This window comes from Ignavibacteriales bacterium, assembly GCA_016214905.1.
Taxonomy (GTDB): domain Bacteria; phylum Bacteroidota; class Ignavibacteria; order UBA10030; family SZUA-254; genus PNNN01.
Window position 1 is genome coordinate 1 of the sequence record JACRMQ010000001.1, and the last position, 24,501, is coordinate 24,501.

Genomic DNA, 24,501 nt, shown 5'->3' on the forward strand with positions numbered 1-24,501 from the left:
GAACAAGAAGCCGGTTCATACCAGATGGAATGGAATGCCGTAGATGCACACAATCAGGTTGTGCCTACTGGTATCTACTTCGTCCGTATGACTGCCGATAACTTCTCTGCTGTTCAAAAAATTATGCTGATGAAGTAAAATATTTCATCATATCATTAAGCCTGAACATTAAATGGTTCAGGCTTTTTTATTTCCCAAATAATTTCTACGTATATTTTAATTAAACAATATGACTAAGAAATTATTCGATATAAATAAAGCAATCGCCCTTGCACCGATGGAGAAAGTCACAGATATATCTTTCCGACTATTATGTAAAAAATTCGGCGCCGACATCGTTTACACGGAATTTATTAATTCAGAAGGATTAATCCGCAATTCGGCTAAAGCCAAAAAGAAAATGACATTTTTCCCGGAAGAACGACCTATCGGTATTCAATTGTATGGTGCTTTAGATTCTTCTATGGAACAAGCGGCGAAACTTGCCGAAGAACTTCAACCAGACTTGATAGATATCAATGCCGGGTGCTGGGTCCGAAATGTAGTCGGACATGGCGCTGGAGCCGGTTTACTTAAGGATTTAAAAAATCTTTACAAGATCGTGAACACTGTTGTAAAGGCAGTTGACTTGCCGGTTACAGTAAAAACGCGACTCGGTTGGGATGAAAAATCGATTGAAATTATTGAAACCGTAAAAATCATTCAGGATGCAGGTGCACAGGCAGTTACAATCCATTGCCGTACTCGATCACAAGGGCACGACGGTTCTCCCGATTACAACTGGATCTCATCAGTTAAAGATGTTGTATCAATTCCAATTATCGTTAATGGAGGAATTACAACCCCACAAATCGCAAATCAGGTTTTTGAATCCACACGTTGCGATGGCATCATGATTGCGCGTGGAGCGATCAACAATCCTTTTATCTTCAAAGAGATAAAATATTTTATGGAAAATGGGACTTTATTGCCACCTCCCTCCCTATCCGAAAGAGTAAATCTTCTAATTGAACATTTAAATTATTCAGTCGAGTTTAAAGGAGAACGACGAGCATGCTTAGAAATCCGCAAACACTACAGTGGCTATCTTCGCGATGCACCGAACATTTCGAAACTTAGGATGAAATTGATGGAATTCACCGAAGCACCACCTATTATCGATAAATTGCTTGAGTATCAAAATCAAGGATTCCATTTGGATGAATTCAATAATTAAACACTTTAGAGATAGAATAATAATTTGTAACATAGATTAACTTCAATCGTAAATCAGATATACAATAAATCCCGAACAATCTATTATCATTCAATAAATATTTTTTAGAAAGAGATTTTATAAAATGCGAAATTTATTTGGAGGATTGGTCTTAATAACATTCGGTACCCTTTTCCTTCTCGATAATTTAGACGTTGCCGATTTCGGAGAAATCATAGGCAATTACTGGCCATTGATTTTGATATTTTGGGGCGCGAGTATTTTAATCAACCCGGGGAAAAAACGATCGTCAACTACTCAAATTAATAATTCTGTTGTCAATCAACAATATTCATCAGATATTATTCATCAATCGAATGTCTTCGGCGATGTGAATTCTCAAATATCATCTACAAATTTTAAAGGAGGATCTATTTCGACTGTTTTCGGGGATTGCTCGGTTGATCTGACAAGTGCGTCCTGGTCAGACGGTGAGCATGAGCTAAAAATTCACGGTGTTTTTGGCGATACTAATATCATACTCCCGAAAGGTTCGGCGGTAACTATAAATGCAAATTCTACTCTTGGATCGCTGATGATTTTCGGACAAAGTAAAAATGGTTTTTCCTCCGACTTACGTACAAAAACTCCCGAATATGAATCTGCGACCGGAAAATTGATTATTAGGATCACGAAAGTTTTAGGTGATGTCAGAGTTGAATAAATGATTCGTACTGATACTATTCATCCGGAGGAGACACAAAGAGCCGGTAGAATATTTCATATTTTAAAACGCAGTTATACTGAAGACGAAACCGCATTAAATCATCGAACTGCACTCGATTTACTTGTTGCCACAATTCTTTCTGCTCAATGCACTGATAAGAGAGTTAACTTAGTAACGGAAAAGTTATTCAAAGAATATCACTCGGTAAAAGATTATGCAAATGCCGATGTAAATCACTTAGAAATGATGATTAAATCGACAGGTTTTTATCATGTAAAAGCGAGGCATATCGTCCAGACATGTCAAAAATTAATTTCCGATTTCAACGGTATAATTCCCTCAACGATGAAAGAACTTCTCACACTACCGGGTATAGGCAGGAAAACCGCGAATGTAATATTGAGCAATTATTTTAAAAAGACAGAAGGTATCGTAGTTGATACACATGTTAGGCGTGTTTCTATTAGATTACATTTTTCACACCAATCTTCACCCGAAAATATTGAGCGGGATTTGATGACTCTCTTTCCAAAAAAAGACTGGATAACTTTTGGAAATATTTTTGTCCTGCATGGCAGGTACATTTGTAAATCCAGAAAACCATTATGTCCCGGTTGTAAAATAGCACGTTACTGTCCGTCCCGGTTATAAAAACAAAAGTGACAGGATAAATCAAATCCTGCCACCTCTTCTTTTTGTCTACGTAATTACTTTAACTTAACTTCTATTTCTTTCGGTTTGGCTTCCTCAAGTTTAGGGATTGTAAGAGATAATACTCCATTTTCAAAAGAAGCATCTATTTTTTCGCCTTGAACCGAAGTCGGAAGCGGAAATGAGCGTTGAAATATACCATATGATCGTTCAACGTGATGATAATTATCACCTTTTCTTTCGTTTTCCTGTCTCTTCTCACCCTTAATTGTAAGAACATCATCCTGGACAGTGATTTTCACATCCTTCTTTTCAACACCCGGGAGTTCAACTTTGATATTATATTCATTTTCCCGTTCGATTATATCAACCACGGGCATAAGTGTTTTTGATCCTTCCACACCTAGAATGTCACTCCTGAAATTATTGAACACTCTATCTATTTCCCTTTGCATGTTTTCGAATGATACAGGATGCCATGCTGAGACATCTCTTAACGGATTCCATCTGATTAATGTCATAACTCGATTCCTTTCTCAATAATATATTTTTTTAATTATGTTTCTTCTTTTTATGAATTTCAAGAAATAATAAATCAACTCGCGTGCCAGAAATATTATCTAATAAATGAAAGAATTATGAAGGGTAAATTATTTTTTTAAAAAATAAATTGCCATTTTGTCAGATGACAGCAGACTATTTTCTGAAACATCCGACAAACTGGCAAAAATATGGCAGAACATTTCATCTCAGACAGTAACTAAATATAAATATTCGTTCAATACCAAAAGAAATTATAAAATATCCTTTTTATGATTCTAAAAATCTTTCAGCATCAATGGCAGCTGCACACCCAGAACCTGCGGCTGTTATAGCTTGTCGATAAACATGATCCGCAACATCACCCGCGGCAAATACACCAGGTATGTTTGTGTATGTACTACCGGGTTTTGTGATTATGTATCCGCTTTGATTTAGTTCAAGCTGCCCTTCAAACAATTTTGTATTTGGTTGATGACCAATTCCTACAAAATATCCACCCGCATCGAACACTGATACATCACCCGTCCTGGTATTTTTTACTTTAATTCCGGTGATGGTTTTCTTTCCACTTTCAGTTTTTCCAAGAATTTCAACTATTTCTGAATTCCAGAGGAAAGCAATTTTAGTATTATTCTTTGCTCTCTCTTGCATTATTTTCGACGCACGCAATTGATCTCTTCTGTGAACAATGGTCACCTTCGAAGCAAACTTTGTTAAAAATGTTGCCTCTTCTATAGCCGTATCTCCTCCACCTACAACTACCACTTCAAGACCTTTGAAAAAGAATCCATCGCAGGTTGCACAACCTGATACACCGTGACCCATATATTCTTTTTCAGAAGGCAATCCTAACCACTTTGCTGAGGCACCTGTTGCAACAATAAGTGTATCTGAAGTATACTCTTTATCGTTTGAATAAATTTTAAACGGTCGTTCCGACAGATCAACTCTTGTTACATCCTGGAACAGCGTCTTTGCTGAAAATTTTTCTGCCTGTCTCCTGAACAAATCCATCAACTCGGGACCCATTACACCATCCGGAAATCCCGGGAAATTTTCGACTTCAGTCGTGATCGTCAATTGCCCCCCAGGTTGAATACCTTCAAACACCAGCGGATTTAGATTCGCACGGCCGGTATAAATCGCAGATGTCAGACCGGCAGGTCCGGAACCGATTATGATTACTTTATAATGATTTTCTGTCATAAATACTCCTATTCTTTTTTATTTTGAAGAATGTTCCGAACATTTTCTTGCATCCCTTCTAATTTTCTTCTTTTGATCGGACTGTTCTCAAATAGTTTATTGAATTCAGTTTCATTCATTGATAATATTTTTTCATGCTCTATTCCAATTGAATATTCGCGGGGTACAAACTCGGGTTCATCAGTGATATTAGTATTCTTTTGATTCCAGGGACAAATGTTCTGACAAATATCGCAACCGTAAATCCAATTATCATATTTGTCCGATAAATCTTTGCTTACTTCTCCCCGATGTTCAATTGTTAAATACGAAATGCATTTGCTTGCATCCAGAAGATACGGTGTTGCGATTGCATTCGTTGGGCAAACATTGATGCAGAGTGTGCATGAACCGCACATATCTTGGGTGGAATGATCATATCGAAGTTCAATATCGGTTAATATTATTCCAAGAAAAATCCATGAACCGTACTTTTGATTAATAATAATGGAATGTTTTCCCTGCCAACCAATACCTGCCCTATGAGCCCAAACTTTTTCCATAATGGGACCGGTATCAACTTCAATATAATTAAGCGCACCAGGACGCTTCGAAGATATGAATTCCGATAATTCTTTTAGTTTACTTTTAAGTACAGTGTGGTAATCTGCTCCCCAAGCATACCTTGATATTTTACCTTTGCTATTGCTCGTTGATATTTCCGGTTGATAATAATTTATCGCACAAACTATTACTGATTTCGCATATGGCATTATTTTTAAAGGATTCTTTCGCTCATCCTTCTTTTTTTCCAACCATCTCATGGTCCCATTGTATTTTCGATCTAGCCAATCGTCAAGCTTCAAACCTTCATTTATGAGAGGTTCAGCGTTGGCAAAACCTATTAATGAAAAGCCAATATCTTTTGCACGTGCTCGAATATCTTCAGATAATTCAGTCATTCACACTCAAACCGATTTGATGCTTTATCGAGAAAAAAGATTCTTAAAAACTAAATATTAATCGGGCGATCGAAGGCAAAGCCCTTCTCTGTCAGCTTAATTTTTCCTGCAGCAATTTTCGGATCATGCTCAAAGAATAATGTCCAATCTTCGTCAACTGCTTGTTTGAATATCTTTTTTTTATCTGCCAGTGTATCCAGCGGTTGAAGATCGAAACCCATTATGTAAGGCAACGGAATATGAGATGTGAATGGTGCTAAGTCCGCGGGATAAAACAAAGTCGAACTTCCATCTGTAATTTTTAGCATCTGAAGTGCGGGTGTATGTCCGCTTGAAACTAATACTGATATACCATCGAATAATTCTTTTTCACCCTCTACAAGATTGAGTACTCCATGTTCTTGAAGTGGCAGATAATCTTTTTGAGAATAGCTTGCCCTATCTCTTTCGGTTGGTTTTAAAGAATTATCCCACTGCTTTTTTTGGACATAATATTTCGCATTCGGGAAAGCCGGTATTAATTTACCATTTTGGTTTAAGGTTGATCCACCTGCGTGATCGAAGTGAAGATGAGATAAAATTACATCTGTAACTTGATCGGTTTTTATATTATTTTTTGCAAGTGATCTCTGCAGTTCACCTGTTTCTGTTTCTAGCGTGTAAAGATCTCTGAACTTTTCTGTAATTTTATTTCCGTTGCCATTATCCATCAAAATTCTTTTACCGTTTCCCACAATCATCAAACACCTTGCCGCAAGTTGAACACGGTTTCGGTCATCGGCATTATTCGTTTTTTCCCAGAGAACTTTCGGAATCACTCCGAACATCGCACCTCCATCAAGCCAGAACGTCCCTGTTTCAATTGGATAAATTTCGTAGGATCCGATTTTCATGTTTTCACCTCTTATTGTTACTCTCTTACCAACTGGAAGTTATTCATTTTGTTCTTTTCTCGTTTTGTGTAACTGATGTGAAGTTAAATTAAAAAGGTCGGTTAAAATGACCGACCTTCAATTATTTGTCTCCCCAAACATTTTATTTTCTAAAGCGTGAATTCTCAGCGCTCAAATCTGCAAATGGTTTTTCAGGGTGAATCTTCTTCGCTTTCGCGAGCAACGCATCTTCAGTCTCCGGATGATTTGGATCCGGGACACAGCAATCGACCGGACATACCGCTGCACATTGTTCCTGATTAAAGTGACCTACACATTCGGTACATTTTTCCGGAACGATATAATAAAAATCGTTGGATAATGCATCAAACATTTGACCGTTAAGCTCATATTGAGCGCCACCAGCATATATAGCAGTATTGGGGCATTCCGGCTCACATGCGCCACAGTTTATACATTCTTCGGTGATCATTGTTGCCATGCTAAATCTCCTAAATTGAATTCTTTTGAGTGATTAAATCTAGATAATGGGTACCAACAGAAATTCTGTCTGACCTAATATTGATAATTTCTTGATGTATAGTATAAGAAAAAGTTGGATGAAAATCAAAGAAATTCGACTCTTATTTTTCGACCGAATGAGCCGGTTCTAATTCTTTGATCACATCGGTAACAAACGAAATAGCATATACAGCAAAACCGTTAGAGCGAGTTGTCAGCATAATCTGATGTTCGCCATACACACGATTTTTGACGATATTGTATACGCGCGCATCATTAACAACAAAATAACTTTTCCCTTCTTCATCGTATCGAATATCTACTCCTTTGTCACCTCTAGAAATCGGCATACCATCTTGAACTACAAACACTTGGAAACCTTTCTCCCCTTCAGGTTTTATAACCGCATCAACCTCTTTGGCTTGATAAAGAAATGTAAGATATCCGCCTCCCGGATCAGTTGTATTTAACTTTAAATAATTTCTATCATTAAACCAGTCACCCTCCAAATATAATCTGCCATCAACATGATATCGCGGATCCTTGTAATGAATTGTAGATTCCGGTGAATACCCCTCAACATTTCCAATCGTTCCCCGTTGCCACCCCGTTAGAATTTCGGGCGTTTCTCGGTAGCAAATTACACCCGGTCGGTCTGTTTCTCTTATCGGCTCCATCACTATTGGCAGATCAATATCATAATTTATCCCTGCCAGCAGAGATTGAATAGCATGTTCAAAATTCTGATATTGCCCTTCTCCCGGATGTACATATCTGATAAATCCGTTCTTGTCGACCAATATTTTTGTTGGCCAATTAGTCGAGCGAAATCCGTTCCAAATTAAATAATCATTATCCATTACAACCGGATATTTTATATTTAATTTATCGACTGCCTTTCTAACATTAATTGGATCTCTCGAGAATGGAAAACGAGGTGTATGAATCCCGATTAGAATTAAACCTGTATCTGAATAACGGATAAACCATTCATTGAGATATGATAATGTTCTTATACATTTCACACAAGTATAATCCCAGAAATCTATCAGTATAACATGACCGCGTAATGCACCAAGTGTTATAGGTTCACTGTTGAGCCAGTAATCACCGTAAATTTCAGGTACACGAAATTGCTGAGGCAATAGTTCCATATTCGATTAATAATTATCTAAAATAATATTGAGATTTTTATTTATAGGTTCAATAGACGTTGGTTCACGATGATAGGACGGTATGCATAAAGTCGAAGGTTTTCACAATTCATATCAAATATCTCAATTCTTATCCTTCATTCTTCATCCTTTATCCCTCCCAATTCATCCTTCCTCTTTCTGATCCCTTCAACCAAAACTACGAATTCTCCTTTTATTTTATTTATTGTAAAACGGTTACATAACTCCTCTGCCGTTCCGCGATATATTTGCTCATCCGGCATTGTTAAGTTGTATGCTATACATAATCTCCGCTCTGTCCCAAAAACTTTCGACATATCACTTAAGAGTTGCACAAGACGATACGGCGCATCAAGAAAGATAATCGTCCTTTCCTGAGATTTTAAGGAATGTAATTCACCTAAACGTATTTCTCTTTTCTGAGATAGAAAGCCATAAAAGAAAAATTCGTTTGTTGCAAACCCAGATAAAATAAGCGCAGGCACTATTGAGGATGCGCCAGGAATTGGAATGATATTTATATTATTTTCGATCGCCATTTTCACTAATGTTTGTCCGGGGTCGGAGAACACCGGAGTTCCTGCATCGGAGATGAGAGCTACATTTTTCTCGTGTTTCAGGTAACTGATGATTCGTGCGCTCGATTCATTCTCATTATGCTCATTCAATATTTCAGCTATCTTTTCAGGAACATCATAGCGAGACATCAACCTTCTTCCTTCACGATGTTCTTCGTACACAATAAGATCAACTTCTTTCAAAATTCTTAATGCACGAAATGTAATATCGTCCCAATTCCCTATAGGTGTTGCGACAAGATAAAGTATTCCACTCATGAAGAAATATTTTCCGATATTGATATCGCTATCTTCTTATCTTTCCATAACTTAACCGACATGATAATGATAGCGGTTGTAGGCACTGCGATTAATAATCCTACAAATCCAAAAAAGTGTGAGAAAATAAATAGTGAGATAATTAATAATACCGGATGAAGTCCAACTTTTTCACCGATGATTTTAGGAGCAAGTATTGTATTTTCAAAAATCTTTTGTGAAAGATACATAATTATAACTCCTATTACCCTTCCAGTCATTGGATCTCCGCTGAACATCGCCGCGAGTGTCGCTACAATCATACTGATAATCAAACCTACGTATGGTATAAAATCTAGCAAAGCGGTCATGATTCCCAGAACCAACGCGTACTTTACTCCCAATAAAGATAGAACAATAGTAGAAATAATACCTTGTATGATCGCAACTATTATTGCACCCCTTAGATAATCACTTAATACTTCATCTACCTTAATAAAATAGTTGATTATTTTTTGTTTCTGACTCTCAGGTATAAATGATTGAACGGTATCCAATACATCTGGAAAATCTTTTAAAAGATAAAATGCGACAAACGGTATTATAACAATATTTAGAAGTTGTGTGATAATAATCGATATGCTGGATATGAGACCAAACGCTCCTTCGAAAAGTGATTTCAATATTGATTCAAGTCTGGAAGGAAGTTCTTTTTCAAGGATTTCTCGAAGTGATTCGACGGGAAATCCGGCTTGTCGTAACAAATCAAAGAGTGTACCTTGCTTCAACGAATCAACCGTGTTCAGAACGAAACCGGAGATATTTCCTATCATACTCTGAAACTGATTTAGTACAATTGGCATCGCGATGATAAAGAAAAGAATTATAGCTCCCACGAGGCCGGACATAATGACAATTGAGGAGAGCCAACGCGGGATATTTTTCTTTTCAAGACGATTTACCATCGGATTTAAAATGTATGCTAATATAAAAGCGATGATAAAGGGAATCAATACACCTATCAGCGTGCTTGATAACCAAATAATAAATATTATCGTGGTTAACCAGATTAATCTTCTAACATATTCATTTTGACGAAATGGAAATAAGAGGAATAATACAGCACCGAAAAGAACAAACGGAGAAAGAAAGGGTATCGTCAGATAGATCAATAGAAAAAGAAATGCAACACCGGCTATTAAGAAAATAGTCGCGAAAGTTTTATTAATACTTTCTTTATTTTCAATATCCTTCAAGTTCATCTCTCACTTACCTGTATGGCCGAAACCTCCTGAACCACGTTTTGTTTCGTCAAGCGACTCTACTTCAATCCAATTTGCCTGCACAACAGGGGCAATAACCATTTGAGCGATCCTATCTCCCTTGTTAATCTTGAAATCTTCCTTGCCGAAATTAGTGAGTATCACTTTCACTTCGCCACGATAATCGGAATCAATAGTCCCCGGTGAGTTAAGAACACCGATTCCATATTTTACCGCAAGTCCGCTACGGGGTCTGATTTGTGCTTCATATCCCTGCGGGATTTCAATTATGAAACCTGTGGGTACTAATGCGGTTTCTCCTTTTTTTAAAACCAGATCTGAATCAATATTGGCACAGATATCCATTCCCGATGATCCTGATGTGGCATACGACGGTAAAGGTGTATTGTTGTTCTCCAGATTTACCCGTGAGATTCGAATGTTTATTTTTGAAATCGAATTCATTATTAAACTTTTTTATACTGTGATGTTTTATATTAGAATTTGATAAATATACAGAATTTTCTTGCCAATTCAATCTTTTTATTAATTAAAAAGCCGACTGATAGTCGGCTTTGTTTATTCTTATTTTATAACTTTGCTTGTTTTTAATTGAAGCGATGGTATCAATCTTTTCGCAAGCTCATACAACCCGAACATCGCACCAACATAGAATAGATCACCTATCACAGTGTTGCGGAAGAATGGTATTGCTGCAACGTAACAGGCGATAAGTCCGTCAACCGTGCGCGGATACAAATACATTGGTGAGTACCAAACGCCGAAATTAGTCACGATGAAGAAGACGATCGAGCCGGCAAGTGCGGCACCAATTGTTTTAATAATACTATTATTATTTCTTAACCATAAACCGATCAATCCGATTATAACAAAACTTGCATAAACCCAAATGATTTCCGAATGGAAACCGATGAAATAATCGCTTATTAGCATTGCAGCTATTGGGACAACAAAAGTATGTTTTTTATCGAGATAAACGGCACCGAATAATGCTATTGCGGTTATCGGAGAAATATTTGGCATATGCGGTAGCAAACGAGATAATGCTGCCAACAGAATTAATGCGAATGTGAAAATATATTTTGACATATTATTTCCTTACTGCTTATTTATTTTTTAATATTTGAATTATACTCATTTCATTTTTTGTATGCAAATAGATAACACTTTTAGATCGATAAATTCAGATTTAGATATAGCCCCCTTCCACGAGTAGAATACCCTTTTATTTCTCTGTATTTCGTGTTAAACAGATTTTCGATCTTTAAACCGGCATTGACATTGGGTGAGAAAAGATATTTTGCATAGAAATCTACTATCGAATAATCTTCGACAGGAATTGTACCTAGAGCGCCGTAGGGACCAAGATTTGAATCGTAATAAACATCTCCTCTTCGTCCAATATACTTTAAGTTGATGTCAAGAAATAATTCTTTAATCGGTAAATAAGATAATCGGATATTTGCACTGCTCGGACGACGAACCAGTCCAATATATTCCGATTCTTTATTCATGAATGCACCTGTACCGAAGATTTGAACATGATTTCCTTGGGTGACAGACTGATCAACAACATTCGGATTGTATTTAATTTTTCCATCAACGATTGATACGTTACCATCTATGAATATTTCATCACTAATTTGTTGTTTGACAGATAACTCAATCCCTTTAATTGATTGATCTCCGAGATTTAGGTAAGTATCACCCCGATAATCATTCCGAGACCAGTCGTTCCCAAGTGTATCTAAGCCGACGTTCTTATCCCACAGATAAACATATTCGATCACATTTTTAGTCTTACTCTCGAAATAGGAAATACCAAACTCCAGATCCAAGATCGAGTGTTTTAATCCGATCTCGAATGAAGTAGTATATTCAGGAAATATATTTTTATTACCGCGTGTTATTCCCGATGTATAATCGATATTCGGAGAATAAAGTTGATATAAAGAAGGAGAGTTAAATCCTGTTCCATAAGAACCATACAATAACGTAAACGGAGTTAATTTTATTGATGGATTTAATTCATAAACGAATTCTGTACCGAAGGAAGAGTGTTTGAGAATTCTCCAACCGAAAGAGAGTGATAATAATCCAAGTTCATCACTTATCAAACTGCCATTTACCATACTATGTGAATAAATGCTCGCCGTTGATGCATCCAGATCGAGAGTATCAAGATCTGTTAATGATTCGTATGGTCCCCAGCTACCGTTTAAATAAATGTATTGCCTTGACGACATATTTTCATTATATAAACTCCCTCCGAGTAATAATTCGAATTCAGAAGATTTATAATTTGCCTGAATTTCGTTTGAAGACACACTGCCCCTGTAACGTTCATCGTTATACGAATGATCATAGTTTCCAAACCAATCTATTTTTGATGAATCATCTATCGCCGTCCTTTTCATATCGGTATATCCACCGACAAATCTCAGATCTAATTCCTTAATCATACGATACGATAAACCATAGGTAAATATATTCCTGTAATAATCTAAACTGTAATTGTCGTCATCTATATAAGCCCGTTTGTCTAAATCTTTCTTTTGATCGGTATTTTTATACGAAGCGTAAATATCCAACATGTCGTCTACATAACCTACCATCCCAGTAAAATCACGATGTCGGAATCCATCACGATCCCTGTTTTTAAAATCTGTCAAAGATAAAACAGTGTCATCAGTTGCATCAATACCTTTCACAGATAAGTTATTCAGTTCAGTATTTATATAAAATCCTTCAGAGAATGTATAGTTTATAAATAGATCTTGATTCAATGATGAAGTTGATTTACCAAAAGTGCCCGCACCAAAATTAAGATCAACATTTAAACCTGCATCTTGTTTTTTCCGGCTCAACAAGTTTACAACACCACCGATTGCAGATGAACCATAAAGTGAGCTGTTCAGTCCACTAACTATTTCAACTCGCTCAATATTTGATGTCGATAACTCAGATAAATCAGGTGTGTTGTTTACGGATGATGGATCTGTGATCCGCACATTATCGATCATAATCACGGTTTGATTACTGTTTGCGCCTCGCATAAAGATCGACTGGTTCATTCCATAATTTTGACCCTCGCCGACAACGAATATGCTATTTTTTGAAGACAATGAACCGGATAAACTTTTCATAAAAGAATCGTTCAATTGCTCACGAGTAATTATTGATACGCTTTTACCGATATCTTTTATATTTTTTTCACTCCTTGTTGCAGTCACTACAAATTCTTTCATTGAATAAGTCATAAGAGAATCGGCAGATATCTGTTGAGAATTCAGGTAAGAATAAAAGAATATTGTGGAAACAATTATTAAAACGATTTTCATCGATGAACCCTTTCTATAGATTATAGGTTATAAAAAACCCCAACCTTCATCGCCATAAGCGGATTAAAAGTTGGGGTCATACCAATAAAATCATCGATACTACCGCAACCTTCCCTCGAAGGTAATCTGAGGTCAAAATGCTGGTCGGTCTCCTGGCTTTCCCGATACTCAGTCAGTCTTCCCATCACACTTTTCGTATGACAGTGACCATAATTGACTGAATATACAATCTCATCATAAACAAGATCGGGATTACAGTTGCGGGGCAGCTTCCGAATTTAACGGAATTCCCTGTTCCGGTTAAATTTTTCAATTCAACGGAACACCAACATTGATTATTTAAAAGAACAAGTTTTGAATAATATATGTGAAATAGATTTGATAGTCAAGAACTATTTTAATAATTAAAAGTTAATTCTAACTCCCCCACCAACCTGATGTGTTTGGAAACTGCCTGCGTCGTTTGTTTCTGGCAGGTTTGTTTTATTTCGTGAGTATTGATAAAGAAAATATAAATCAATTTTCTTAGTCAAATCGTATGATAGTTCAGTCGATAGTTTGTAATATTTGTCCTTTCGGCCATAATGATATTTATCCCCATAGCTGAGTGGATTGCCTAAACGGTCGACTGTATCGATAGGATTCTTAGATGAAAGGTATTTTTGAAATTCGTAATTCAAATTGCATTTTAAACTAATCGGTATTTTTATGATTGAACGAAGATGAAGATTAAATCCTATTTCTATTTCATTAGATCGATATGAGATATCGGAGATAGTGCTATCATAATTTTCTCTCCCTCTCGCTTTAGAAAGTGTATTTTGATAGCCAAGATCAAACGAGATGATACGGCTTGGATTGATGTCTACATTCCCTTTAATGATATGGGCACTGCTGTTTCTCTCGCTGAATTCACGATTGTAGTCTGAATAAGCATAACCATAACCAACCTCAAACTGCACTAATTTGTTAAATTTTCGTCCTACATTAAGTGAAACGGATTGTTTATTTAAAAATGCTTCGACATATCTCGAGAATAAACGATAAGGATTACGTTCAGGGATTTGATGATACCAGAAATTTCTCAAGTAAAAACGCGGCAGATTAGAATATGTAATATTGAGATAATTCTTTCTTATAAAATACTGTTTTAAATCAATTTGATAAGAATTATAATTTCTGATGCTACTGGCACCATAAATATATTGGTTCCATTTTAAAGTTAGAGATGTAGGATTATTTTTAAATATATTTATTTTTGTCCCATATTTGAATTTAAGATTCGTTACATTATCACTTATCCGCGCAATTGAATATTTTTTTAGATTCGACGGACTATATTTCGTCAAATCATATTTAATAATATCTAGCGGTGAATAATCAAGTATGTTGTCATCATACATCTCGGAAATATCCACTCTACCATGAAATGTTAACTCATATTTGTTCTGTGTTGTCTGACCATAATTTATTGCTGTGGTGACAAAGATTAAGAAAATCACATAAACAATTCGATGATTAAAGTACATCTTCATTTTATTCCTCATTATTCATATCTTTTTTAGGTATTGAAAACTTGAACGCAATTGAGTGAGCAGCGGTTTCCTCTAATTTTATCTTGTATAAATGTTCACCTGAAGGGATATCTAAATTAATTTTATCCGGTTTCCCAGGTACAACATCCAACATATCTTGATATGTTATGCCGAGAGATTTAGTAGTCGTTAACGGTTTCATCAATATTCTGGTATCATTCTCCCAAATTGATACTGAATACGTCTGCAGACCTTTCATAGCACTGTCAAAGTTTAACCTTCCAACCACCTGCAATTTAGTTGGACCTACGATTCTTATTTGAACACTCTTCTGTTTGGAACAAGTGTAATAGGTAATCAATTTTTCCTTAATCACTGCTGTAACTACTTTATCATAAACAAGAGGTTGCAAATCAACTTCCGATGATCTATTTTTTTTATTTTTCGAATTGACGCTGAATTTTAAAGCAGCCATACTGAAATCTTTCGAATCCAAAGATAAATCATATGTGTGCATACCGATTGGCACATCGAGCGAGAACTTTCTACTTTTCCCAGGTATAATATTTAAATTTTTAAATGATGCATCTGATTTTGAGGTGGTGGTTGAATATAACTTCACAACTTTGTTTTGCTCAGAAACTTTTATGGAATATATACCTTCTGAAGAATTATCACTCTTAAGACCCAATCTTGTTAGAATCTCCAATTTCGTTGGTCCACCCACTTTGATCTTAATAGGAGTATCCTTTGACAGTAAGTAATAAGTTTTTTCTTTCCCGTTTATTATTAATTTAGTCTCTTTTCCGTTAACCGGTGATAACGGAATAGTTTTCCCTGCAAAACATAAAAATGGCATTGCAAGATAGAGTATAAATACGCCGTAAATCGTCTTCATAATATATTTATTCATGATATTCAAATATAATAATCATTAAATATGGTTAGATATTTTTATTTTCTATTTTCTTTTTTTTAAATAGATAATGTTTAACATCAATCCGGATCATGACAAAAACAATCAGCCCTAATAATATTGTCAGCATAATTGTGTTTGACACCGAATATCTGTCTTTGAAAAATAAAGTACCTTCTCCCAACTTTGGCGCTGTCTCGGCTACTTCAACAGGGAAATCATATTTTAGCGCAATCTTTTCCACTTCCAGTAAATTGATAACCGGCATACCTTGCTCAGCCATTTGATTTATCACTGCACGCACAGGAAAGTTTTTTATTGCAAGATGGTGTGTTAAACCCGGTGGTATTAACCGCGAGTTCTGAGATCCTCCAACCGAAGCAACTCCTCCTCCAATATTGATGTAACAAGCAATTGGTTTACCTTTACTTTCCGATTTATATATCTCCATCCTGGCATTGATATTATTTTCAAGAGCAGTTTCACTAATCAATCGTACATTATTTCGCTGAATCGCATCTTTAATCAAATTTCTTCCCTCCGGTGAGAGTCCACGTCCATTGTCTGATCCTCCTCCAATCGATGCTGCGATAGATTTGAATTGGAATATTCCTTTTTGTCTTAATATTTCTTCCATATCAAGCCAGGTTAGATTAGGAACATTTGCGCCCCAATCAGATGCACCAACAGAAGAAATGATAATTGGCTGAAGCTCCATTACTTTACAAGCAGCCAAGAATGAAATATTCCATGCCGGGAATGAACCTGTCATACCAACTGCTACTGTACTATGCTTTTTAATTTTTGCTTTTATCAACATATCAACAAAAACCGCGGCATAATTTGGATTAGTAGATAAAATCTTGGAAGTTACCACTCCTCGGTCTGAAGTAATCAGTGTATTTTCTTGACCAATAATTCCAGTAGAATACGGATCGTTTTGCTTGTCGATTTTAAGTCCCAAATTTTCACTATGGTTTTTAATTGTTTGAAGCGCTACAAGCGAGAGTTGAGAGGCTTCAAGTTTTTTATCGAAATTAGGTTGTCTTTCGGGTTGAGCTGTTTGTTCAGCCACATAAAATATTGCAATCGACAATAACGTAAGTGCAATCAGCAACGTGTTCGATGGTTTTCCTTCAATCCATTTCATATGATCCAATCCTCTCGTAGAAATACCTCACCTCCGGTTATGATCATTAAAATAAGTCTAATCATGATGGCAGCAATAATCATTGTGCTGATGGTTTTAACGACTCCTTGTCTTTCCATCCAGTTTGCGATTAAACCGGGGATAATTAGACCTATCGTTTGCAGTTCAACTGTCAGGTAATTTGTTTGTATAACCAATATTTCGCGCGATAACCATCCGAATAAAAATCCAACCAAGATCACCATGACAGTTCGCCTTCGTCCATATATGAACATATAGTTTGAAAGAAATTTTATCGCGAGGAATGTCAACAAGCTTACCAATATTGTTCCGACAATCCTTAACGGATGATGAAGCATCAGGGCTACATAACCCGGCACAACCATTCCTCCGGCTGCCAACCCCAATGTTTCAGTGAAAATCAAACTAAGAATTAAGCCAACCCCTACCGATTGGATAATTATATCTTTTGCGGCTTCAGTATACAAGTTCTTTTCCTTTGTTTGTGAAATGAAGTAATAGTTCTTCGCCAAAACCAACGATGTTGCCAACGCCTAAGACTGTAGTTGCTGAATTTGTTAGTGCAACAACGTGTTGAAATACTTCCTCCGGTGGATTTGAAGAGAAGTCTGATATTGATTTTGCGGGTAAGCCAAGTGAAATTGCTTTATTATACAAAGCAGAAGTAAATTCACCGACTAATATAAAATGATCCGCAGGTAATTTCTTAGCAATTAATTCAGCAAGACTCTCGGTCCTCTGGATTCGATCTTTTCGACAATTTACAATTACTACAATTTTTTCTTCTTCGGATATATAACTTTTGAGGAGATCCCATATTATCAAATATGAATCAGGATCGTTCGCGGCAAAGGCGTTAACAAACTTTATCTCTTTTTCGAAATAATGAATTTTATAAATCCTCAACACACCAGGATCAGGTAAGGATTCGTGCATCCCCTTCAAGGCTTCAGTGCTCGATACTCCGGCATGTTCACAGACTGCTAAAGCCAATGCCACATTATCTTTATGCTCAACGTAAGAAAATCCTCTCATCATTTCATCAGTTATCTTATCAGATTGGACTAATCGTATTTGAGAATTTCTTTTTTTACCAACGTCATCAAAAATCGGTAAGTAGGTTTTCTCGGATGTAAATAGAACCGCATTATTCGGAACCGTGTTTGATAGAGATTGCGCCACATCCTTTATAGTCGGTCCCATCTCATCAAGATGATCGGCACGAACATTCGTTATAACTCCGGTTGTTGCGTGAATCATCTGATGTTCCGCAATCATTTGATTCGGGGGCATTACTGCCATACACTCAATCACGAGAGCATCTACTTTTTCATCCAAAGCTTTATCCACAATTTTTAATTGCTCAATAATATTTGCTTTGCCGACCCTTGTAATTGGAATTTCCGAACCATCAGGATGAATCATGCGGGCTTTTGTTCCTGTAGTTTTAGCGAATGTTCTAATTCCACCGCCTCTCAATCCCCCTGCGATTAAGCGAGTCACGGAAGATTTACCCCTTGTTCCGTTAACATGAATTCTTATCGGTATCTGCTTAACCTTTTGTTGATGAGTTCTGAATTCCCATACTCCAAGCCCAATCAATAATATTAAAAGACCGACTGCAAAGATCATATTATTTCCGAGTTATTTTATTAAGAGCATTTTACTTGAAGACCGAGTTAACATTTGATTCGTTTCCAAATCAAAAGCTTTAAGAATAACAAAATAAACTCCGCTCGGTTGGTTTTGTCCGTCCCATTGAACCGTTCTGTAACCTTGATCCTGCACATCATCAACTAACGTGGAAACAACTTGCCCTGCAACATTGATGATATTTAATTGCACCCTTGCACTTCTGGGAATTGAATAGCCGATAGAAGTTGCTGGATTAAATGGATTAGGATAATTCTGCTCCAAAATAAATTTATCCGCTATCTGCTTATCACCTGTTTGATGTGAGGAAAGATAAATTCGTGAGATGTTGGATAAATCAATAATCGTTGTCCCCTTGCCTGAGATTTTATGCTCATGAAATCGATTATCACCGTCAATTACATTAATTTGGTATCTGACGTTTATATCTCTAACATCCCACGATATATTCAGCACACTCTCATCGGAAACAATATTTATCGGAATAGTTTGAATATCTTTTGTGAAGATCTCTGCAAACCGTTGAGTTGAATATCTTACATCAAAACATCCTGCGGGTGGATTTGGTGGTATTGAATTTCTTTCTAATCCTTCGGTATTATTATCGAAAGAAAAATATAAAGTTCTTTCTCCCTGAGAATTTTTAAAACTAATTCGATTCATGTTAGAGACGTTGCCGCTTTGTGTTTCCGAATAGGATAAACATTTTTCGCTGGTCTTTGATAATCCACCGATAGGAGTTGAGAGGATAATTTTACCGCCCTGGTTGACTTTAACCCAATATCCCTTACCGGGAATAATTGTATCAGACCGTGCATAGCCTGAACCATTCGAATAACCGAAATAATTTGTAAGAATTGTTACGGGAGATATAGGGGTTATATTTCCGATCGGAATCTTATGATACAAAGATCCAATGATATTCCAGTTTGGCAGAACGTCTATTGTATCATTAACAACTTTTAGTCCACCTATGCTCATATTATTTGAATTGGGAAATTTTAACCAATATCCGTGTCCTATCCGTAAAGTATCGTTGAGATTGTAGCTATTGGAATATGAAAAAGCGGGTGAATTCGCTGTGGGGAATAATGCTACTTTACGAAAATCACCAACATTCAATGGAACTGAGATAAGATTCCATCCAACTTCGACCGGTATATCCAACATTGCCGATGTAGTTGTATCCAAAACATTTATTGAAACTTTTTGACTATCCAGTAAAATTCCATCTGACGCATAAATGGTTAGGTTATACAGACCAATTTGTGATTGCAATGGATTCCAACTAAATAAGGCGTGTCCATTCGAACTATCGAAAAATATTGCACCTACCGGGAGATTCGCAGCACTCAAGGTTGGGATTGGACCATCAGGATCAGATGAAAATATACTAAAATTTAACAACGATCCGGGCAGTACAACCTTACTTCCTATTACGTCTATTTTGGGAGGATGATTTACATTTTGATATGTTGTGTGAAAAATACCGTGACTACCTGTACCGACATAAAGATTTAATGGATCCGCATCATCGCTTTCAATTGAGTAGATTTCTAAATCCGGCAATCCTGTATTATATGTGGTCCAGTGGGCTCCACTATCAATACTCATAAATATTCCGTCACCAAACGTTCCGACGAAGAATATATTTCGATAAAGGGGATGCTGAAGAATAGACCTTACAGAATGGGTAACAGGTAACTGGTAGTGTAAATTCCACCCTGCGCCAGAATTTATGCTTTTATAAATTCGCCCGCTGTCAGATCCAACATATATGATATTGCTTAGTTGGTTATCAATGGTGATAGTCCTTATAAATCTATCCTGAAGAAGAAATCCGTTAACGTTCGTAATTTGTACCCAACTATTTCCACCGTCGGTAGATTTGAATAGATAACTCGAATCTGAACCAGCATAAATATTGTTCAGATTATTATGATCTAAGCTCAAAGATCTAATTGACGTTAATGACGGTATTCCAACACTTGACGATGTCCAACTCAATCCACCATTAACAGTTTTATAAATTCCGTTCCCAGTTCCAGCATAAACGATATTTGAATTTGAAGGATGAACCGCAAGACTTCTGACAAATTTATTTATCGTTGTTGAATCGGTAACCGACCACACATGCCCTCCGTTTATGCTCTTAAAAACTCCACTACCATAGCTACTTGCATATAGAACTGCATTATCATTGGTTATTTCAATGGAGGTAATCGAGTTTGATGTTTTTAATGTATCGGTTTTAACCCAACTCGAAGTTTGATCTGAGGACAACCAGATTCCGTCACCAAAATCAGTTCCAGCTATTATATTACCATTACCGTTAATTCTGAGGACTCTTCCACCGGTTCCTAGCATTCCATTATTACTGCTCTGCCATGTGAATCCAGAATCAATGCTACGATATATCCCCCTTCCTTCTGTTGCGGCGTAAACATTATTCTTTGACAACGAATGAATGTCAATATCATTTATTGGGGCTTGTGTGCCAGGTAAACCTGCCGCCGATAACCAGCCGTTATTAATATCCCCAATCGGTCGGTAATAAAACTTCCCCAATGAATCCGTCCCGGCGTATCTATATTTCTCTGTGAATGCGACTGAATTAATTTGCAAATCAAGAATCGGATTGGGAGTAGCTCCAGCGTTTATTTCTGTCCAATTTGTTCCTGCGTTTGTTGACTTATAAACTCCTTGAGCCGCAGTGCCAATAATCAAACTTGAATCTGGCTTATTGGAACTGATGGCTACTGATTTTACACTGCTTCTAATCCCGGTGGGCCATTGCAGTTGAACCCAATTAGTCCCCCCATTCCTCGATCTGAATAATGCCCCACCCTGATTGATATCGGCTATAGATCCACCGACATAAATTGAGTCACGTCCGTAAATCGCCACCGACCATAAATGTGGCATTGTTTCTGATGTTACAGGATCGTGTACGGTTATATTCGTCCATGTGGTGCCAAGATCGGTAGTCTTGAATAAACCACTTCCATAAGAAGCCGAATACACATTTCCGGAATATTTATCGTAAGCGATACTCCGGATTGAATTCACTGTTGAGAGCGATAAGGTCCAGCTTATACCACCATTTATAGTTTTGTATACTCCATCATTTGTTCCTGCAAATACAACCGTATCGGAAAGAGATAAGAGTGAACGGATGTGAGCATTTGTCAAACCGTTCCGATAATTAATCCATGTAACTCCACCATCGGTACTTTTAAAAACTCCCCAGCCGAAGGCACCTGCATACAATATATTCTGATTATTCGGAGAATGAGTTATTGCTTTAATATTTTTATGATAAGGTCCATTACCAATCCAGGTCTGTCCATTCAACCCTGAGAATATCGAAGTGGTGCTTATTGTCAGAATAATATATAAACGATAGTTTTTTAATCTTTGAAAAAACATTATCAACTCCTTGATGTAGAGTTATTAACAAATAAAATTGGATTTATATTTTTGAGACTTGGAGGAAATGACTTATCATGGGGGTCGGTGCAGATAAGAATACCGAAACATGATATTGGCCGAATGTTGAGTAAAAAAGCGGGATGAAATCATCATCTATTCCTTAATAGTTTGGTATATAGATCATTTGAATCTAAAACGAAGAAACTTAAAGTAAAGTTCCAATCATGTTTATGATCCATTCAGTATCGACATTTTATTATTTTGATATTATGATATTGAATATTTCCGCTTGTATCAAGATATTGTAGATAATCTGTGTTTTTTGGCACACATCAATACCCTTTTGCAGATCCACCCTCCCTGAAATCAGGGTTCGCATAAATCATTTTCTTTTCCGGATCAATCATTATCGCCTGAACTGCTCCATAGTAATTTTCTTTTTCACATGGATTATGACCTTTAATTTTCAAATTCTGATTAACATCAATCGGTAAACAGAATTTTTCATAAAATAATGTATCAGGCATCCATTGGTGATGAAAACGAAAAGTATTGACAGCGCTTGAGATATCCATCTTAAAATCAATCACGTTAATTATGGTTTGAAGTACTGAAGTGATAATCGCCGATCCACCTCGCGCTCCTAAAATCATTATCGGTTTCCCGTCTTTTGTAACAATTGTCGGAGTCATGGAACTGAGAGGACGTTTCCGGGGCTCTATAGAATTAGCATATCCGCCAATCAATCCGTAACTATTCGGAATTCCTGGTTTTGAACTGAAATCGTCCATCTCATCATTTAGAAAAAATCCGGCACCAGCCACTATCACCTGACTACCAAATATATCATTGATCGTGTAAGTTACAGATACACAATTTCCCAAAGAATCAATCACTGCATAATGAGTGGTATTTGGATGGTCTTTCATATCAACAATTCCGGGCTTAATACTTCCAGATATAGCCGATTTCATCGTGTCAATATCTGACGATCTTTCCACCGCATATTTTTTTGATATCAGGATATCTGTTGGTACTCTTGTAAATTCAGGATCACCTAAATATTCCGATCTATCTGAATATACCCTCTTCATCGCTTCGCTTATGACATGAACCGATTTTGAGGAATGAAACCCCATAGCGTGAAGATTATAATTCTCCAGAATATTGAGCATCTCAATCAGACATACTCCACCTGAACTCGGTGGTGGTATGGAGATAATTTCATATCCACGATAAGATCCGCGAAGTGGTTCCCTGATCTTCGGTGTATAATTCTTCAGATCCTCCTTCGTGATCAAACCGCCATCATTTTGCATCTGATTAAGAATCATATTTGCAGTTTCGCCGGCATAAAATTCATCAACACCGTGATTTCTAATGCGTCTTAATGTTTTTGCCAGATCGGGCTGCACTAAAGTATCTCCCGCAACGTATCGATTTCCATTTTTAAAAAATGCTTTTATGGTTGAAGGGTATGCTCTTAAATCTGTCTCATATTCAAGTATTTTTTCCTCCAACCTTCGATTGACGATAAATCCATTTTCAGCGATGTCGATAGCCGGGGTTATTACATCGCCGGTGCTCATAGTACCGTAATCTTTCAAGGCTTTCAATAAACCTGCAACAGTACCGGGTACACCTGCAGACAGAACTCCTCTCACAGAATTTTTTGAGACATTATTGAGGCTATCGAGATACATATCCCGCCAAGCGCTTTTCGGTGAGGTCTCCCGAAAATCGATGACAACCGATTTTCCGGTATTCTCCCTGATAAGCATAAATCCTCCGCCGCCGATATTCCCGGCTTCCGGAAAAACAACCGCTAATGTGAAGCCGATAGCTACCGCCGCATCAACTGCATTCCCACCTTTTTTCAATATGGAAAGCCCTACTTCCGATGCTAATCGGTCGGCAGAAACAACCATTCCATTTTTTGATTGTTCAGATTGTGCATTGATTGTTGATGCTGAGTAAAAACAAATTAACGAAAGTACCAGCAGACAACGGCACAGACGAATTGCAAGATTTTCGAAACTATATTTTAAAATGGAAGATCGTCTTTTTCCGGAGCAGCGGTTTCTTCTCGCTGAGGAATATCCATTTCTCCTCCGCCTTGCCCTTTTGAATCTAACATTATCAAATTATCGGCAATAATTTCAGTCGTGTACCGCTTCACTCCGGTATTTTTATCATCCCACGAACGAGTTTGCAAACGGCCTTCGAGATACGCTTTGCTACCCTTTTTTAAATATTGACCGCATATTTCTGCAAGCTTTCTCCAAACAACAATATTATGCCATTCTGTTCGTTCTTGCAAATTTCCATCCTGGTCTTTCCAGCTTTCATTCGTCGCGATCGAAAATTTTCCGACTGCAACACCTGATGCAGTGTAGCTTACTTCAGGATCTTTTCCCAAATGTCCGATCAGCATGACCTTATTTAAACTCTTGCCTGCCATAATATTTTGAACTCCTTATTGTGTTATAGTTACTTTAATTCTGTTGTATAATATAATAATTT

Annotated in this window: 23 protein-coding genes and 1 riboswitch; of the genes, 4 read left to right on the plus strand and 19 right to left on the minus strand. The window is 36.9% G+C overall.

The features are described from left to right. The 4 genes from HZB59_00005 to nth form a co-directional block, all read left to right on the plus strand. Positions 1–138: hypothetical protein (locus HZB59_00005; protein ID MBI5019804.1), on the plus strand; the 138-nt coding region annotated here is incomplete at its 5' end. A gap of 91 nt (positions 139–229) precedes the next feature. Next, on the plus strand, positions 230–1,216 hold the full coding sequence (dusB, locus tag HZB59_00010) for a tRNA dihydrouridine synthase DusB (GenBank protein ID MBI5019805.1): 987 nt from the start codon (positions 230–232) through the stop codon (positions 1,214–1,216). A 124-nt stretch (positions 1,217–1,340) separates the two neighbouring features. Next, a complete protein-coding gene (locus HZB59_00015) occupies positions 1,341–1,919 on the plus strand; it encodes a cell wall-active antibiotics response protein (GenBank protein MBI5019806.1) in 579 nt (192 codons plus the stop codon). Further along, positions 1,920–2,573, plus strand: a complete 654-nt coding sequence (nth, locus tag HZB59_00020; protein MBI5019807.1) for an endonuclease III — start codon at positions 1,920–1,922, stop codon at positions 2,571–2,573. A 56-nt stretch (positions 2,574–2,629) separates the two neighbouring features. Here nth and HZB59_00025 read toward each other — a convergent pair whose 3' ends face one another. The 19 genes from HZB59_00025 to HZB59_00115 all read right to left on the minus strand — a co-directional run bounded on the left by HZB59_00025 (position 2,630) and on the right by HZB59_00115 (position 24,439). Further along, complete coding sequence (locus HZB59_00025; protein MBI5019808.1) at positions 2,630–3,094, minus strand: Hsp20/alpha crystallin family protein; 465 nt, start codon at positions 3,092–3,094, stop codon at positions 2,630–2,632. Between the two features lie 289 nt (positions 3,095–3,383). Then, positions 3,384–4,322 carry a thioredoxin-disulfide reductase gene (gene trxB / locus HZB59_00030; GenBank protein ID MBI5019809.1) on the minus strand — a complete coding sequence of 313 codons (939 nt, stop codon included), beginning with the start codon at positions 4,320–4,322 and terminating at the stop codon, positions 3,384–3,386. An 8-nt stretch (positions 4,323–4,330) separates the two neighbouring features. Further along, positions 4,331–5,263 (minus strand): tRNA epoxyqueuosine(34) reductase QueG, encoded by a 933-nt coding sequence (queG, locus tag HZB59_00035; GenBank protein MBI5019810.1) that lies wholly within the window; start codon positions 5,261–5,263, stop codon positions 4,331–4,333. 50 nt (positions 5,264–5,313) lie between these two features. Beyond that, positions 5,314–6,156: an MBL fold metallo-hydrolase gene (locus HZB59_00040; GenBank protein ID MBI5019811.1), complete on the minus strand. Its 843-nt coding sequence runs from the start codon at positions 6,154–6,156 to the stop codon at positions 5,314–5,316. Between the two features lie 142 nt (positions 6,157–6,298). After that, positions 6,299–6,637, minus strand: a complete 339-nt coding sequence (locus tag HZB59_00045) for a 4Fe-4S dicluster domain-containing protein (GenBank protein ID MBI5019812.1) — start codon at positions 6,635–6,637, stop codon at positions 6,299–6,301. A gap of 142 nt (positions 6,638–6,779) precedes the next feature. Then, entirely contained in the window at positions 6,780–7,811 is a 1,032-nt protein-coding gene (locus HZB59_00050) for a redoxin domain-containing protein (protein ID MBI5019813.1), read from the minus strand. Positions 7,812–7,948: 137 nt separating this feature from the next. Beyond that, positions 7,949–8,668, minus strand: a complete 720-nt coding sequence (gene rsmI, locus HZB59_00055; GenBank protein ID MBI5019814.1) for a 16S rRNA (cytidine(1402)-2'-O)-methyltransferase — start codon at positions 8,666–8,668, stop codon at positions 7,949–7,951. Next, positions 8,665–9,909, minus strand: coding sequence for an AI-2E family transporter (locus HZB59_00060; GenBank protein ID MBI5019815.1), 1,245 nt, complete (start codon positions 9,907–9,909; stop codon positions 8,665–8,667). Before HZB59_00060 ends, rsmI begins: the two co-directional genes overlap by 4 nt. Positions 9,910–9,912: 3 nt before the next feature. After that, the gene (gene dut, locus HZB59_00065) at positions 9,913–10,374 is read right to left on the minus strand and encodes a dUTP diphosphatase (protein ID MBI5019816.1); all 462 of its coding nucleotides are present in this window, start codon (positions 10,372–10,374) and stop codon (positions 9,913–9,915) included. Between the two features lie 120 nt (positions 10,375–10,494). Next, complete coding sequence (locus tag HZB59_00070) at positions 10,495–11,019, minus strand: hypothetical protein (protein MBI5019817.1); 525 nt, start codon at positions 11,017–11,019, stop codon at positions 10,495–10,497. An 80-nt stretch (positions 11,020–11,099) separates the two neighbouring features. Further along, the gene (locus HZB59_00075) at positions 11,100–13,271 is read right to left on the minus strand and encodes a TonB-dependent receptor (GenBank protein ID MBI5019818.1); all 2,172 of its coding nucleotides are present in this window, start codon (positions 13,269–13,271) and stop codon (positions 11,100–11,102) included. Between the two features lie 124 nt (positions 13,272–13,395). After that, positions 13,396–13,616: riboswitch (cobalamin riboswitch) on the minus strand. Positions 13,617–13,675: 59 nt separating this feature from the next. Further along, on the minus strand, positions 13,676–14,806 hold the full coding sequence (locus tag HZB59_00080; GenBank protein MBI5019819.1) for a hypothetical protein: 1,131 nt from the start codon (positions 14,804–14,806) through the stop codon (positions 13,676–13,678). A gap of 1 nt (position 14,807) precedes the next feature. Further along, on the minus strand, positions 14,808–15,719 hold the full coding sequence (locus HZB59_00085) for a hypothetical protein (protein ID MBI5019820.1): 912 nt from the start codon (positions 15,717–15,719) through the stop codon (positions 14,808–14,810). A 31-nt stretch (positions 15,720–15,750) separates the two neighbouring features. Continuing rightward, complete coding sequence (gene pgsW, locus HZB59_00090; protein ID MBI5019821.1) at positions 15,751–16,872, minus strand: poly-gamma-glutamate system protein; 1,122 nt, start codon at positions 16,870–16,872, stop codon at positions 15,751–15,753. Beyond that, on the minus strand, positions 16,869–17,360 hold the full coding sequence (pgsC, locus tag HZB59_00095) for a poly-gamma-glutamate biosynthesis protein PgsC (GenBank protein MBI5019822.1): 492 nt from the start codon (positions 17,358–17,360) through the stop codon (positions 16,869–16,871). Before pgsC ends, pgsW begins: the two co-directional genes overlap by 4 nt. Continuing rightward, positions 17,350–18,525 carry a poly-gamma-glutamate synthase PgsB gene (pgsB, locus tag HZB59_00100; GenBank protein ID MBI5019823.1) on the minus strand — a complete coding sequence of 392 codons (1,176 nt, stop codon included), beginning with the start codon at positions 18,523–18,525 and terminating at the stop codon, positions 17,350–17,352. The genes pgsC and pgsB overlap by 11 nt, the downstream gene beginning before the upstream one ends. A 12-nt stretch (positions 18,526–18,537) precedes the next feature. Continuing rightward, complete coding sequence (locus HZB59_00105) at positions 18,538–21,975, minus strand: T9SS type A sorting domain-containing protein (GenBank protein MBI5019824.1); 3,438 nt, start codon at positions 21,973–21,975, stop codon at positions 18,538–18,540. A 335-nt stretch (positions 21,976–22,310) separates the two neighbouring features. Beyond that, positions 22,311–23,906 carry a gamma-glutamyltransferase gene (gene ggt / locus HZB59_00110; protein MBI5019825.1) on the minus strand — a complete coding sequence of 532 codons (1,596 nt, stop codon included), beginning with the start codon at positions 23,904–23,906 and terminating at the stop codon, positions 22,311–22,313. Positions 23,907–24,022: 116 nt separating this feature from the next. Continuing rightward, positions 24,023–24,439, minus strand: a complete 417-nt coding sequence (locus HZB59_00115) for a single-stranded DNA-binding protein (GenBank protein MBI5019826.1) — start codon at positions 24,437–24,439, stop codon at positions 24,023–24,025. Positions 24,440–24,501: the final 62 nt, after the last annotated feature.

Bases quoted from the DNA above. Each gene is read 5' to 3' on its own strand.
- HZB59_00075 (MBI5019818.1), bottom strand. From the start codon at position 13,271: ATGAAAATCGTTTTAATAATTGTTTCCACAATATTCTTTTATTCTTAC.
- trxB (MBI5019809.1), bottom strand. From the start codon at position 4,322: ATGACAGAAAATCATTATAAAGTAATCATAATCGGTTCCGGACCTGCC.
- HZB59_00070 (MBI5019817.1), bottom strand. From the start codon at position 11,019: ATGTCAAAATATATTTTCACATTCGCATTAATTCTGTTGGCAGCATTA.
- rsmI (MBI5019814.1), bottom strand. From the start codon at position 8,668: ATGAGTGGAATACTTTATCTTGTCGCAACACCTATAGGGAATTGGGAC.
- queG (MBI5019810.1), bottom strand. From the start codon at position 5,263: ATGACTGAATTATCTGAAGATATTCGAGCACGTGCAAAAGATATTGGC.
- HZB59_00080 (MBI5019819.1), bottom strand. From the start codon at position 14,806: ATGAAGATGTACTTTAATCATCGAATTGTTTATGTGATTTTCTTAATC.
- nth (MBI5019807.1), top strand. From the start codon at position 1,920: ATGATTCGTACTGATACTATTCATCCGGAGGAGACACAAAGAGCCGGT.
- ggt (MBI5019825.1), bottom strand. From the start codon at position 23,906: ATGGTTGTTTCTGCCGACCGATTAGCATCGGAAGTAGGGCTTTCCATA.
- pgsW (MBI5019821.1), bottom strand. From the start codon at position 16,872: ATGAAATGGATTGAAGGAAAACCATCGAACACGTTGCTGATTGCACTT.
- HZB59_00105 (MBI5019824.1), bottom strand. From the start codon at position 21,975: ATGTTTTTTCAAAGATTAAAAAACTATCGTTTATATATTATTCTGACA.
- HZB59_00040 (MBI5019811.1), bottom strand. From the start codon at position 6,156: ATGAAAATCGGATCCTACGAAATTTATCCAATTGAAACAGGGACGTTC.
- HZB59_00025 (MBI5019808.1), bottom strand. From the start codon at position 3,094: ATGACATTAATCAGATGGAATCCGTTAAGAGATGTCTCAGCATGGCAT.
- dusB (MBI5019805.1), top strand. From the start codon at position 230: ATGACTAAGAAATTATTCGATATAAATAAAGCAATCGCCCTTGCACCG.
- HZB59_00045 (MBI5019812.1), bottom strand. From the start codon at position 6,637: ATGGCAACAATGATCACCGAAGAATGTATAAACTGTGGCGCATGTGAG.
- HZB59_00115 (MBI5019826.1), bottom strand. From the start codon at position 24,439: ATGGCAGGCAAGAGTTTAAATAAGGTCATGCTGATCGGACATTTGGGA.
- pgsB (MBI5019823.1), bottom strand. From the start codon at position 18,525: ATGATCTTTGCAGTCGGTCTTTTAATATTATTGATTGGGCTTGGAGTA.
- HZB59_00085 (MBI5019820.1), bottom strand. From the start codon at position 15,719: ATGAATAAATATATTATGAAGACGATTTACGGCGTATTTATACTCTAT.
- HZB59_00060 (MBI5019815.1), bottom strand. From the start codon at position 9,909: ATGAACTTGAAGGATATTGAAAATAAAGAAAGTATTAATAAAACTTTC.
- HZB59_00050 (MBI5019813.1), bottom strand. From the start codon at position 7,811: ATGGAACTATTGCCTCAGCAATTTCGTGTACCTGAAATTTACGGTGAT.
- HZB59_00015 (MBI5019806.1), top strand. From the start codon at position 1,341: ATGCGAAATTTATTTGGAGGATTGGTCTTAATAACATTCGGTACCCTT.
- dut (MBI5019816.1), bottom strand. From the start codon at position 10,374: ATGAATTCGATTTCAAAAATAAACATTCGAATCTCACGGGTAAATCTG.